This is a genomic window from Arcanobacterium bovis, assembly GCF_004331995.1.
Classification (GTDB): domain Bacteria; phylum Actinomycetota; class Actinomycetes; order Actinomycetales; family Actinomycetaceae; genus Arcanobacterium_A; species Arcanobacterium_A bovis.
This window is the reverse complement of record NZ_SJDT01000006.1, coordinates 65,335-78,805: the sequence shown is the minus strand read 5'-3', so window position 1 is coordinate 78,805 and position 13,471 is coordinate 65,335. Positions and strand designations below refer to the sequence as shown.

Sequence of the window (13,471 nt, the reverse complement as noted above, 5' to 3'; positions counted from 1 at the left end):
TTAGCCTCACTCTTTGCTCGGATTTTGACCCACTGCTTTAGCAATTTTCCCAGATAGCACAAGGGTAGGTTCCGCCGTGCCATCAACAACATCTCTAGTAATCACAATCTTGTCTACATCGCTGCGAGATGGAATCTCAAACATGAGTTCACGCAAGATATTCTCCAAGATTGACCGCAAACCTCGTGCGCCAGTGCCACGTGCGATAGCTTCTTGCGCGATCTTTCGTAGCGCATCGGCCGTCATTTCAAGCTTCACGCCATCAAGTTCGAACATCTTTTGGTACTGCTTGAGGAGTGCATTTTTCGGCTCGGTGAGGATTCGCACCAGATCATCCTCAGTGAGTGCTTCAACTGATGCGATAATCGGCAAACGCCCCACGAGTTCAGGAATCAGACCAAACTTGTGCAAATCGTCCGGCGTAACTTCCTTGAAAACGTCTACGCCGGCGTCGGAATCGTGCAGCTGAGCTCCGAAACCGATACCACGTCGGCCAGCGCGCGTGGACACAATATCTTCCATACCCGCAAAGGCACCTGCCAAGATGAAAAGCACGTTCGACGTGTCTATCTGCAAAAATTCCTGCTGTGGATGCTTGCGTCCACCAGAAGGCGGCACCGAAGCGACTGTGCCTTCGATAATTTTCAAGAGCGCCTGCTGCACGCCTTCACCCGATACATCCCGGGTGATCGACGGGTTTTCGGACTTACGAGAGATCTTGTCGATTTCGTCAATGTAAATGATGCCCTTTTGAGCTCGTGGAATATCGTCGTCAGCTGCTTGGATCAACTTGAGCAAGATATTTTCGACGTCCTCACCCACGTAGCCGGCTTCGGTGAGTGCCGTGGCGTCAGCAATTGCGAATGGCACATTCAGCATGCGCGCCAAGGACTGGGCAAGATACGTTTTTCCTGTTCCGGTTGGCCCCATCAAAAGGATATTTGACTTCCCAATTTCGACGCCGTCTGCCTCGCCTTTCGCCGATTTAGACGAGGAATCTGAAAGTTTTTCCTGCGCACGGATGCGCTTGTAATGGTTGTAGACCGCTACTGCTAAGGTTCGCTTGGCATTTGATTGCCCAACCACGTATTCGTCAAGAAAATCGGATATTTCTTGCGGCTTTGGCAACTCAGTATTTGCAGGTAGAGCACTAGATTCTTGACCAAACTCTTCTTCGATAATCTCATTACAGAGCTCAATACACTCGTTGCAAATATACACTCCAGAGCCAGTGATGAGTTTACGCACCTGACGCTGACTCTTCTGACAAAAAGAGCACTTCAAAATATCTGCAGCGTCGGCAGTTGGTTTCATTCCTCATCACCTCTCAAAACGAGCTTCCTCACCCTATTCCACACTATAAACAGCAAATCTTCCACCGCGGCACGCCCGAATATAGGGCACGCCATATTGTGATTTGAGCACAAAGCTTCATGCTACGATTCGCAAAAATACTCTGGAGGTGTTCACTACTGTGAACACCCCCAGAGAGCACTTTGCCAAAATCACTCTATGTTACACGTATTTGCACGTTGCAAGTTTTCGATTTGCGCACACAGAATAAATCTTGGCTAGGCAACAACAGCGCCTTATGCCTTCTGATCGGCCTTGCGGGAAGTGAGTACCTGATCTACCAAACCATACTCCTTCGCCTGCTCAGCGGTAAGGATCTTATCGCGGGCGATATCCTTCTCAATCTGCTCCGCAGATGTACCAGAATGCTTCGCCAATGTATCAATAAGCCAACGATTCATGCGGTCGATTTCATCGGCAACAATCGCAATATCCGATGCTTGGCCTTGCACGCCTTCCATAGCTGGCTGGTGGATCAAGATACGTGCATTTGGAAGCGCCAATCGACGTCCTGGCGATCCCGCGGCCAACAAGATAGCCGCTGCCGACGCTGCTTGCCCTAAACAAACCGTTTGAATCTGCGGCTTGATGTATTGCATTGTGTCGTAGATAGCTGTAAGAGCAGTGAACGATCCGCCCGGGGAATTGATATACATGGTAATTGGCGACTCGGGATCAATAGATTCGAGCACGAGCAACTGTGCCATAATATCGTCGGCTGAAGCATCATCAACCTGCACACCCAAAAATACGATGCGGTCTTCAAACAACTTAGCATATGGATCTTGGCGCTTATAACCATACGGCGTACGCTCTTCGAAATTTGGAAGAATATAACGATTCATCGGCATCGCTGGCGCAATACCCCCAGGCATTGCATTCGATGCTGCAGCGTGCATAGCCTGTGCCTGCAGATGAGCCTGCGCGGAGGCATTAGGGAAGAAATTGTTCATGGTTCAAGCCTCCTTCAGTTTGTTTCTTCTTCGTGAGCTGGTACGGAACGATCAACGCCGCCGCCACCAATCACTGACGAAGAATTCGTGATGATATGGTCTGCAAAGCCGTACTCAACAGCTTCTTTTGCGGTGAACCAATGGTCGCGGTCAGAATCTTCGAGAATCTGCTCTACCGTCTTACCAGTGTGCTTAGCATTGAGCTCAGAAAGCTCTTGCTTCATCTGCAAAATCAAATCTGCATTAATGCGGATTTCAGTAGCTGTACCACCAGCGCCACCCAAAGGCTGATGCATCAGCACACGGGTGTGCGGGGTGATATACCGTTTACCTTTCGCTCCAGCTGAGAGGAGGAACTGCCCCATCGATGCAGCTAGACCCATACCTACGGTGGCCACATCAGGCTTGATGTACTCCATGGTGTCGAAAATAGCCATACCGGCGGTCACAGAGCCACCTGGAGAATTGATGTACAAGTAGATGTCTTTATCTGGATCTTCCGCAGCAAGTAGCAATAGCTGAGCACAAATCATATTGGCGTTCTCATCGCGAACCTGATCGCCGAGCCAAATAATCCGTTCTTTGAGCAAGCGATTGTAAATTGAGTCTCCCAGACCCAAACCTTGTTGGCCCTCTCCCGCAAGCTGTGGCACGTTGGTCACGTAAACTCCTTCTAAATTCAGGATTCTCACCGCGATACAAAACAAAACGGCGAAGAAAGTATTCCATATAAAAGATTAACTGGTTTTTGGCTAGATTCTTAGTTTCGTAGGCTGCTTTCGCTGATGGCGCAGGACAAACGAGGGAGGGAAGAGAAATGTGTTTCTCTTCCCTCCCTCAAGTCGAATTAACAGATCAAGGATTATCGTTTATCCGTGATCAACAATTCTCAGGCACCGAAATTGATCAATTCGTCCTTGGTGAGCTTCTTAGCTTCTGCTTCGCTCAGTTCACCGGTCGATACACGGTAAGCGATCCAATCAGCCTTCAAAGCCGACTTAGCAGGAGCTTCTCCTTCTTCAGCAGCTTCGTCAGCTGTCAGCTCTGCTTCTTCAACCTTATCTGCCTTCTTTGAAGCCTTCTTTTCGTCAGCCTTCTTGGTTACCTTGCGGGTAGCCTTCTTGTTGAATTCAGGAAGCTTCTCGTTTTCAGGAGCTTCACCCAGAACCGCAACTACATCGACTGCATTACCCTTGTCGTCCACTACCTTGGCAAGACGCATTGCGGCAATAATTGCCTTGTTACGTGCAAGCTCGCCCGCAAACGCATTGAGCTGGTTAGCCTGAGCAGCTGCCTGGATAAACTGGTTAGGATCCATTCCGTACATCTGTGCTTGCTGCAAAAGGAAGTTGAGTAGCTCATCTTGAGCAACATCGACACCGAAGCCTTCAGCGTACTCGTCAAGCAAAAGCTGTAGCTTAAGCTGCTTCTCGATCTCGGCGCGGATTTCTTTGCCGTGCTCGTCGTTCGCATCCTTGCCTTCATTCTGCAAGTGATTTGCGACTTCTTCCTCAATCACAGACTGCGGAAGTGGGAAATCAGCGAGCTTTTCGAGCTCTGCAATCAGCTTCTGCTCGGCGCCCATGAGTTGAGCATCCGCCTTCGACTTTGCGGCGTTCTCACGTAGGTCAGCCTTGAGCTCGTCGATCGTGTCAAACTCCGACGCCAGCTGTGCGAACTCGTCATCAGCTTCTGGAAGCACGGATTCCTTCACCGAATGAACGGTTACGGTCACGTTCGCTTCTTCGCCTTCGTGGTCTCCACCAGCGAGCTTGGCGGTAAATTCGACGACGTCGCCCGCCTTAGCTCCGGTCAGAGCCTTGTCTTGTCCTTCGAGCATGTTGCCGTCACCAATGCGGTACGAAACGCCGGCAACGTCGTCAACCTCTTCGTCACCGATCTTGGCAACGAGGTCGATATTGACGTAATCGCCCTTCTTGGCCTTGCGGTTCACATCGGTGAGAGTAGCGAAACGCTCCTGGAGATCAACGAGAGCTGTTGCTACGTCGTCGTCGCTAACCTCGGTGGATGGAACTTCGATCGTGATATCGGCTGGATTTGGAAGCGAAATTTCTGGACGGACATCAACTTCAACGATGAACTTGAGCTCGGTGTTGTCGCCGTTACCAGACATCTCTGGCACTTCATTGATAGAAACTTCCGGACGCGACATTGGACGCACATCGGCTTCCACAACAGCCTGCTGGTAGTACGAATCGAGGTTATCGTTGATTGCCTGCTCGATAATGTAACCCTTGCCGATATTTGCTTCAAGAACGCGGCGAGGTGCCTTACCTGGGCGGAAGCCTGGGATATTTACCTGCTTGGCGAGTGACTTCGCGGCCTTTTCGTAGGCTGGCTTGAACTCTTCGGCTGAAACGGCCACGTCCAGCTGAACGCGTGTCTCGCTGAGGTATTCGACGGAATTCTTCACAGAGATTTCTCCACTCATAAAATCTAGAGGGCAGTTTCCCACCCAGTTTTGCTCACCAACCTGCGGATTTGCATGACTTCACACAAATCGAGCCAAGGGCGGTGACGTTTCCAAGGCGCTGCTCTTCTCGAAACGAATGTGTCTCAACGTCAGCCACAAAACCAAAGCCAATATCGAGATGAATGCTATTCGTAACAAGGATTACACGCATACTGTTCCATCATAAAACAAAACCGCCAGTTTAGGCCTAATTATCCTCCATGAGAGTAAACACAAGTTTCGAGAATCCGTGGCCGCACACAGCATGAGCAGGAAAAAGAAAAGCCCGAGAAACCTATTTCTTTGATTTCTCGGGCTTTCACACCGTCGGGGTAGCGGGATTTGAACCCACGGCCTTCCGCTCCCAAAGCGGACGCGCTACCAAACTGCGCCATACCCCGTGCTCAATAAATATTAGACAATGAATTTTGTTTTGACCAATCACATGCAATTGTGTGAGCTAAACATCATCACACGGAAGTGTGACCCACCCGTCAGCACAAGCAATTTTTGTTGCGTGCGATTTCTTGCTAAACTCTTACAGTCAGCTCAGCTGGCAATGCGAGTGTAGCTTAATGGTAAAGCCTCTGCCTTCCAAGCAGATGACGCGGGTTCGATTCCCGTCACTCGCTCGAAATTAATGCAGCCAAGTTCTCTTGGCTGCATTAATTTTTTGCGCTGCTATGCGGGAATCGAACCCGTGAGGGCTTTTGTGGATCAGAAAACGCACCGCGTTTTCCCACAAAAGATGCGAAGCAGCAGTGCTGCGAGCAGGGCAGACACGCAGGCGTGGATGCGCGATTCCCGTCACTCGCTCTCTTCATATTTTCAGTGCAATACCAACGAAAAGCACACATAGCCGAGCGCAAAAAACAGGGGCAAAAACACGCCAACTTCCAACATTACTCCCCCCCCATTAGTACCCCCATGTCGGAGCTACAACAAGCCTATTTCTCCCGCCATTCGTAGGCACAGGATTAAGTAGGACAAATGCTGATCTAGCGAACAAACATGGGTGATTTTGCGTCGGTTTCCACAGCATGATTGCCCCAAAGTAAGCGTTTTTTGATTCGCCGCGCTATATAGCTCCGATACCGCAAGAATCGCCTAGGTTAGGGAAAAGTTGAGGCAAAAGTTAGGAAAACGTCAAGCAAACAAATCGCGCCGCACATCCCAATCCTCAATGTGTGGCGCGATTCTCTCGTGCAGAGCCCTTCCCTCTTCTCCGCACGAATCCTTCTCCATTCCCAGCTCGGTTCAAACCTTCATTCGCTGGCTTTCTGCGGCGAGCGCAGCATTGTCGACAGGTTCGAGGCTATGCAACACAGAAACACCCCTATCAACCACAGATTCATGGCGACGGCGTTCATACTCGCTGCGCCGGCGTCGTCGCTGCACAATCCGTACCACAAAGAACACCGCAAGGAAAACCATGCCTTCAACAGTGGCCATCATCGCCGACGTCGCCAAATCAAATTGATAGGAAATTCCGAAACCAACCATCGCCACCACGATAGATATAATTACAGTAGTCGCCACCATAGCTGCCATTGTGCGACACAATAACCTCGCCGTTGCTGCTGGCACGATCAATAGCGCCACAACCAAAACAGCGCCCGCCACCTTAAATGATGCAGTGATAGTAACAGACACTACGAACATGAGCGCATAATTGATCGCCCGCACTGGATAACCTTGCAGCTTGGCCAGCTGCGGATCAAAGGTCGTGACGATCAAAGCGCGCCACAATATCACAAAACACAATGCGTCAAATATCAGCACTCCCAGCATGACCCAAAAGTGCACCGGCCCAAAATCGACGTCGCCAATCACAAGATGCGTTATCGATGCAATATTCAAATCGCCTTCCAAAACCGCATCTTCATGCAGGTGAATCTTCGAAAATACAGTCGAAAGCATCACCACGCCCAGCGAGAACAGCGCCGGGAAGAACACGCCGATCGTCGCGTCAGCATTGACGAGGCCAGTGAGACGCAAGGTTTCAGAAGCAAATACGATGATCATTCCCATGAACGCTGCGCCTATAATGAGTCCCGGCGAATCGATTGAGCCAATGATCCACGCTGCCAAGACGATCCCTGGCAGCATACCGTGGCTCATAGCGTCTGCAAACATCGACTGTTTGCGCACCACCAAAAACACCCCAGCAACGGCGCACGTAATCGAGGTAATTATCGCCAGCATCAGTACCGAAATTGCCACACTCATCAGCGCGCTCCGATCTCTTGCGCGATTCGCCGCTGTAGTTCACGACGACGCCGCACCCGCCGTATTTTTTGCAACACCAAGGATCGTCGTGGCGAGCATACGAGCGAAAATAGCAGTGTAAATGTAAGTATCAGCACGATCACAGGCCCGGTGGGCACTGAACCAAGCGAGACTGATAGCCAGGTGCCGAGCACCGAGGATAGACCTCCTATTAGTCCTGCAATAATCGCCATTGGCAAGAGCCGATTAGCCCATTGACGAGCTGCAGCGGGCGGAATAATCGCAAAGGCCACCATCAGGATTAGACCCACTGCTTTCACTCCAAGCACAACAGCTACTACTGTAGGACCAAGCAATAATGGCGTGAGAAATTTGGGCGAAAATCCTTGCACACTCACGAATTGCGGATCGAAACAAAATGCGGAGAATTCTTTTCTGAACAGGACGACGATCACCAAACACATCGCACCCAAAACGGCAATCGTTAATACATCAGAAATCGTCAACGACGTCGCCGATCCAAGCAAAGCCGAGGAAATCCCTCCTTTACCAGGGAAGCTCCCGTGAATGATTACTCGTAGCAGCACGAGTCCTCCTCCGTAGAAGAGGGCGAGCATAACAGCCATCGTGGTGTCGTCGCCAAGAGGCGTCGTGCGCGCAATCCAATCAGAGAGCAACACCGCCACAAGAGCAGCTAAAACGGATCCAATCACGAGCACAATCAAAGAGCGTCCATCAACGCCAAATACCGCCGATGCCACGATGAACGCGCCCATCACACCGAGGGTGGAGGCATGGCCAATCACGTCTGATAGCAAAGACTGGCGTCTTACGTACAGAAAACAACCGAGCACCCCGCATACCAGCCCAATCATGAATGTGCCAATCGAGATGATTCGATAAGAGTGAGTAGAAAGAAAAGCGATCAAATCCACGAGCAGTTACCTCACCGGCGTCTTCGGCTGCATCAACAGCGGCACTTCGATGTGGTGAGCAACGCCGTAAGTTTTTTCGACTATATGTGGGTGGAACACATCGTGGATCGGCCCAGCAGCAGTTACACATTTATTGAGTAACAGCACCCAGGAGCAAAAATTCGCTAACGTGGACAGATCGTGGTGCACAAGCACGATGGTTTTTCCTTTCGCGCGCAAATCAATGAGCGCCTTGACTATTGCCTTTTCCGAGGCAACATCCACTCCGGCAAACGGTTCGTCCATCAAGATCAAATCAGGATCTGCAACGAGCGTACGTGCCAAGAAGGTGCGTTGTTTTTGGCCACCTGAAAGCTGCCCGATCTGACGACCAGCAAGGTCAGAGATACCTACTTGCGCAAGCGCCCGCTCAACAGCGCGTTTTTGTTTGGAGCGCGGGCGTCGCAGCCATCCGAGGGAGCCATAGGTTCCCATCATCACGACGTCGTAAACGGTAGCAGGAAAATCCCAGTCCACGTCGGACTGCTGCGGCATATATCCTATGCGTTTACGCACGTGGCGAAGTTGTTTCCCGAAAAACGCTGCTTCGCCCGCAAGTGTGGGAACCAAATCGAGCATAGCTCGCATGAGTGTCGATTTTCCTGCTCCATTAGGGCCAACTATCCCCATAATTTCTCCTGCAGGAAGCTCAAAGCTCACCCGATCAAGCACTAGCTCTTCTCGGTAAGCAACACACATATCAGTCACGCTCAATACCGGCGTCATCACACTTTCCTCCAAATAAAACGGCATATGCTACGGAATGTCATGCAGACGTATCTCTTCTACGCACTGCTCTTACTTGTTTCCTAGTCCCTTGGCAATCGCCTCAGTGTTGTGTTTTAGCACGCCAAGGTAGGTGTTTACTGGTTCTTTGTCTCCCAAGGAGTCAGCGAAGAGTTCTTCGTCAGATATCTTGACGTCCCATCCTTTTGACTTCACATTTTCTTGAAGTGATTTAACTGCCTGTGGATTTTGGAGATTATCTACAAAGATCGTCTTGATTTTCTTGGTGGCGATCATTTGGGCGAGATCGTTGAGTTCACTTGCAGATTTTTCAGCTTCGGACGTCACGAAATCTGTTGCGAAAATCTGGAGGTTATAACGTTTGCCAAGGTAGTTGAAGGCATCGTGACCCGTCACGAGATTTCGCTGATCGGCCGGAATACTCGATAGAACTTTTTTCGCTTGAGCGTCAGCTTCATCGATCTTCTTATTGTAGGACTTGGCATTTTGTAGGTATTGATCGGCATTCTTTGGATCGAGTTTACCTAGATGCTTGGCGACTTCTTCTACTACGAGCTGCCAGTTTTCTGGTGAGTTCCAGATGTGTGGATCGTGCAGCTCATGACCCGCGTCGTCTTTTTCGGGCCATGGAAGCAGTTTGTCTTTGGGCAATTGATCACCGACGGCGATCTGCTTCTTTCCCATTCCTTGTAGCTGTTTCGTCATCAGCGCTTCTAGGTGGAGTCCATTCCAGACGACGGCGTCGGCCGCGTTGAGCTCTTCAATGTCTTTGGTGCTGGGCTGGTAGGTATGAGGGTCGCCTCCTGGCTTGACCATGGTGTACACCTTGGCTCCCGGTGCGATATTACTAACGGCGTCTGCCAAATATCCGGTGGTGGCAAATACCCGCAAGGAGCTTTCTTTAGCACCGGAATTCATGGAATCTTTAGATTTTTCACCTGTTGAACACGCACTCACTGCAAGTGCCATAAGCGATGCTGTAATCAATGCGAGGGAACGCTTAAATTTGCGGCGCATAGATATCCTTCCGATAGTATGAGAACGGTAGTCAAGAAAAACTACTTAGGTTAGCCTATCCTTACTAACGGCTTTAGGGAATGACTTTTATCCTATTCGTCCACTTAGTGCCCTATTGCACACTATCGCTTTTGGAAATAACTATCGCTACGAAGAGGTACCGTGGCCAGTTGGTGCATCAATGCGAGTGTGGGTGGGAAAAGTATTCCCACCCACACTCGCATTCGATCAACTCATCTTCTCAGCACTTGCTCAGATAATAACCTCATCGCTCAATCGCGTTGGATTGCCAAAGCGGTGATTCGTAAAGGAAACCGCCTGCTCTTGCACAAATGGAATGAGTTCCACTCGAGCATTCAACGTTACCGGACCGCTCCACACTGCCACATCAGCAACAGATTCTGCCGGAAGTGCAGCCATCAATGCCGAGGCATCGCCACCGATCAAGCGAATTCGTGCATCCAAGCCGGCATGCTTCGCCCAATTGGTTACAGAAGCACGGAAATCGGCGTCGCTCTCCAACCGCAAAGAAACGCCTTGAGCAGCGAGGAAATCTTGGATTTGTGCCGACAAATCATCAGGTGCCGAAACTTCCAGCTTCGCCCCAACTGCCAATGCAGCGCCAACAAGGCCCGCCAGCTGCCACTGTGACTCGCCCTCACTCAGTCGAACAGTCACCGAAGCTGGCCGATAACGCAGAACATTGCGCTCGACGCCTAAATCGGACGGATCATGACCTACCCCAAACTCACGGCCGATTTCTACATCAGCAGAGTGCAACAAGATACTCAAGAAAGCTTGATCTGCACCATCATTTCCTAGCTCGTTCGCTTTGACAAGCACAGGCATGCTCAAGGTTCCATCCTGCACGCTCGCCGCGGAATCATCGCGTTTGAAGCTACCGAGACCAAAGAGGTATGAAGGGCCACCCGCTTTAGTGCCAGCACCAACGGCCGATCGCTTCCATCCTCCGAACGGCTGACGACGTACAATCGCACCGGTAATGCCACGGTTCACGTAGGCATTACCTGCCTTGACGTTCTCCAACCAGTAGTTAATCTCATCAGGATCAAGCGAATGGATACCAGCGGTGAGACCAAAATCGGTGGCATTTTGCAGCTCGACTGCTTCTTCAAGCGTCTGAGCAGTCATAATGCCTAGGATCGGACCAAAGTACTCAGTGAGATGGTATTCCGAACCTGGCTTAACACCGGCACGCACTCCTGGGCTCCACAACTTGCCAGAATCGTCAAGCTGTTGTGGTTTGATTGCCCAGCTCTCCCCCTCACCAAGCGTCGTCAAGCCACGCAAAAGCTTTCCAGCAGCTGGCATCACGAGAGGTCCCATTTGAGTTTCAAGATCCCACGGCCAGCCCACGTGCAAAGACTTCACGCCGTCAAGCAACTGCCTACGGAAGCGTTCCGACCGCGCCACAGATCCAACCAAAATAACCGTCGAACAGGCCGAACACTTCTGCCCAGCATGTCCGAATGCCGAGGTAATAACGTCCTTGACCGCAAGATCAAGATCAGCATGCGGAGTAACGATAATCGAATCTTTACCCGAGGTTTCGGCAAGCAGACCCAGATCAGGGCGCCAAGACTTGAATAACTTCGCTGTCTCGATTGAGCCTGTCAAGATCACCCGATCAACTAGCGGATGCGTAATGAGTTCCTTACCCAGCTCACGCTCAGAAAGATCTACAAACTTGAGCAGTTCGCGCGGCACACCGGCGTCCCACATAATCTGAGCCAGCACTGCGCCGGTGCGTGCAGCCTCCGAAGAAGGCTTGAACACAACACCCGATCCCGCAGCCAGAGCAGCTAATACGCCGCCAGCAGGAATCGCCATCGGGAAGTTCCACGGCGGAGTCACGACGACGACGCGCGAAGACTCGTAAATCGCTCCCGGCAGGTTATCCAACAGTTTGGCCTGCTCAGCGTAGTAGTGAGCAAAATCGACTGCCTCAGATACTTCAACGTCACCTTGATCAAGCGCTTTTCCAGCCTCTGAACCTGCAACTTCAATGAGTTCAGCTCGACGCTTTGCAAGCTCAAGACCAACGCGATGAATAATCTCAGCACGTTCAGCACCAGATTTCTGCGCCCAAGCAGCTCCCGCCTCAGCAGCTTCGCCCACAATTTTGTTCAGTGCCTCAACATCGTCAACACGAGCGTCTTTCAGCACCTTCGATCCGAGCGTCGAGTCCTTCATTCGCCTAGCAATCTCGCGTGCCCATTTCTGGTTAGCAGGCAAGGAAGGATCCGAATCTGGGGTGTTTTGGAATGTCCATTCCCCGTCTTCATTTACGAGGTTAGAACGGAGCACCTCGTCGTCTTCCGCAGTGCGATCTTGTAGACGACGCGGCCCAACGGCGTCGGAAAAAGCGTGCGACAGCGCCGCATTGAAGCGATCACGCTCGCGCGCCAGCAAGCTCTCGTCGTCGGCAATCTCGAAGATCGAGGACATAAAGTTCGCAGGTAACGCGTTCTCTTCCAGGCGTCGCACCAAGTATGCGATGGCAACATCGTATTCTTCGGGATTAACAACCGGTACATAGTAGAGCAAATGCCCCACGTCTTTAGTCATTGCCGCAGCTTGTGGAGCCGCCATACCCGAAAGCATCTCAAACTCAACGTCGTTGCCGTTCAAAATACCGCGGTCTTTGGCAAGCTCAAAGGCAAACGCAGCCGTGAACAGGTTCATTCCTGCCACGCCGATATTTACGTTCTTGATGTGCTCTGGACGCAGTGCATACTCAAGCACGCGGATGTAGTTAGCGTCGGTATGCTCTTTGCTTGGCTGCGTAACCAGCTCCCAACCGTGTACTGCTGCAGCCACACGCTCCATCGAGAGGTTTGCACCCTTGACCACACGCACCTTGATCGGAGCACCGCCGTTGGCAACACGAGCCGCTGCCCACTTCTGGAGATCCTCCATCGCTGGTAGAGCATCTGGCAGATACGCTTGAAGCACGATACCAGCGCGCAATTCATGGAATTCCGGACGCTCAAGAATTCGCTTGAATACATCGATCGTCATATGAAGATCGTGATATTCTTCCATATCCAAGTTCACAAATTTCTTAGGCGTGTAGGAATTTGCGCGCGTATAGAGCGGAAGTAGCGCTTCGACGGCGTTCTCAACAGCCTCTTCATATGCCCACGGGTTATGCGGGCCAATTACCGCCGAAACCTTCATCGATACGTAATCAACATCGTCGCGTTCGAGGAGCTTGATCGTGTCCTCCATGCGTTTTGCCGCCTCTTTGTTACCGAGCACAGCTTCGCCGAGGAGATTCATGTTCAGGCGGGCACCTTTTGCCTTGAGCCGCGCGATAGAATCCGTGAGTCCTTTTCCTTTGGCGTCAAGTACGAGATCACCCACGAGCTGCTGGAATACTTTCGTTGCAGCAGGTACAACGACGCCGGGTAGCATCGGGGCTACCACGCCGCCGAGTTTCAATGGCGCACGGAGATAGCTCGGCAAGAAGCTAGGCCCTTGCGAAGCTAATTTCGCAATAGTCTGAGCAACAACTTTCTTGTCTTCAGGGCGAATAACACCATCAACAAACTCGACGGTGAAGTCTAAACCCTTGGGATCTTGGAGCGTCTTTGCAAGAAGCAGCGCCGCACGGTCGTTCGGGTAGTTTTTCGAATCTGCGAGCCAATGCTGAGCACGAGTTTCAGCGCGGCGTCCGATTTCTTCAAAACTCATTTTGAAAC

10 protein-coding genes and 2 tRNA genes are annotated in these 13,471 nt (G+C 51.2%); 1 reads left to right on the top strand and 11 read right to left on the bottom strand.

Going from position 1 to position 13,471, the window contains the following annotated elements:
• Positions 1-6: 6 nt before the first annotated feature.
• From clpX to EZJ44_RS07630, 6 genes are all read right to left on the bottom strand, one after another.
• Positions 7-1,314 (bottom strand): ATP-dependent Clp protease ATP-binding subunit ClpX, encoded by a 1,308-nt coding sequence (gene clpX / locus EZJ44_RS07650; protein ID WP_131281995.1) that lies wholly within the window; start codon positions 1,312-1,314, stop codon positions 7-9.
• Between the two features lie 275 nt (positions 1,315-1,589).
• Positions 1,590-2,228 carry an ATP-dependent Clp protease proteolytic subunit gene (locus EZJ44_RS07645; protein ID WP_131282093.1) on the bottom strand — a complete coding sequence of 213 codons (639 nt, stop codon included), beginning with the start codon at positions 2,226-2,228 and terminating at the stop codon, positions 1,590-1,592.
• A gap of 92 nt (positions 2,229-2,320) precedes the next feature.
• Positions 2,321-2,968, bottom strand: coding sequence for an ATP-dependent Clp protease proteolytic subunit (locus EZJ44_RS07640; protein ID WP_131281993.1), 648 nt, complete (start codon positions 2,966-2,968; stop codon positions 2,321-2,323).
• Positions 2,969-3,195: 227 nt separating this feature from the next.
• The gene (gene tig, locus EZJ44_RS07635; RefSeq protein ID WP_241658641.1) at positions 3,196-4,758 is read right to left on the bottom strand and encodes a trigger factor; all 1,563 of its coding nucleotides are present in this window, start codon (positions 4,756-4,758) and stop codon (positions 3,196-3,198) included.
• 34 nt (positions 4,759-4,792) lie between these two features.
• Positions 4,793-4,951, bottom strand: a complete 159-nt coding sequence (locus EZJ44_RS08765) for a hypothetical protein (protein ID WP_165496149.1) — start codon at positions 4,949-4,951, stop codon at positions 4,793-4,795.
• A gap of 155 nt (positions 4,952-5,106) precedes the next feature.
• Positions 5,107-5,180: transfer RNA gene (locus EZJ44_RS07630), tRNA-Pro, on the bottom strand.
• A 160-nt stretch (positions 5,181-5,340) separates the two neighbouring features.
• On the opposite strand from EZJ44_RS07630, the gene EZJ44_RS07625 reads away from it, so the two are divergent.
• Positions 5,341-5,411 (top strand) — tRNA-Gly (locus tag EZJ44_RS07625).
• 625 nt (positions 5,412-6,036) lie between these two features.
• Here the strand turns inward: EZJ44_RS07625 and EZJ44_RS07620 are convergent.
• The 5 genes from EZJ44_RS07620 to EZJ44_RS07600 all read right to left on the bottom strand — a co-directional run bounded on the left by EZJ44_RS07620 (position 6,037) and on the right by EZJ44_RS07600 (position 13,463).
• A complete protein-coding gene (locus EZJ44_RS07620; RefSeq protein ID WP_131281991.1) occupies positions 6,037-7,008 on the bottom strand; it encodes a metal ABC transporter permease in 972 nt (323 codons plus the stop codon).
• Entirely contained in the window at positions 7,008-7,943 is a 936-nt protein-coding gene (locus EZJ44_RS07615) for a metal ABC transporter permease (RefSeq protein WP_131281989.1), read from the bottom strand. The genes EZJ44_RS07620 and EZJ44_RS07615 overlap by 1 nt, the downstream gene beginning before the upstream one ends.
• A gap of 6 nt (positions 7,944-7,949) precedes the next feature.
• Positions 7,950-8,708, bottom strand: a complete 759-nt coding sequence (locus EZJ44_RS07610) for a metal ABC transporter ATP-binding protein (RefSeq protein WP_131281986.1) — start codon at positions 8,706-8,708, stop codon at positions 7,950-7,952.
• 72 nt (positions 8,709-8,780) lie between these two features.
• The gene (locus tag EZJ44_RS07605; RefSeq protein ID WP_131281983.1) at positions 8,781-9,746 is read right to left on the bottom strand and encodes a metal ABC transporter substrate-binding protein; all 966 of its coding nucleotides are present in this window, start codon (positions 9,744-9,746) and stop codon (positions 8,781-8,783) included.
• A gap of 252 nt (positions 9,747-9,998) precedes the next feature.
• Positions 9,999-13,463 carry a bifunctional proline dehydrogenase/L-glutamate gamma-semialdehyde dehydrogenase gene (locus EZJ44_RS07600; protein WP_131281980.1) on the bottom strand — a complete coding sequence of 1,155 codons (3,465 nt, stop codon included), beginning with the start codon at positions 13,461-13,463 and terminating at the stop codon, positions 9,999-10,001.
• Positions 13,464-13,471 lie beyond the last annotated feature (8 nt).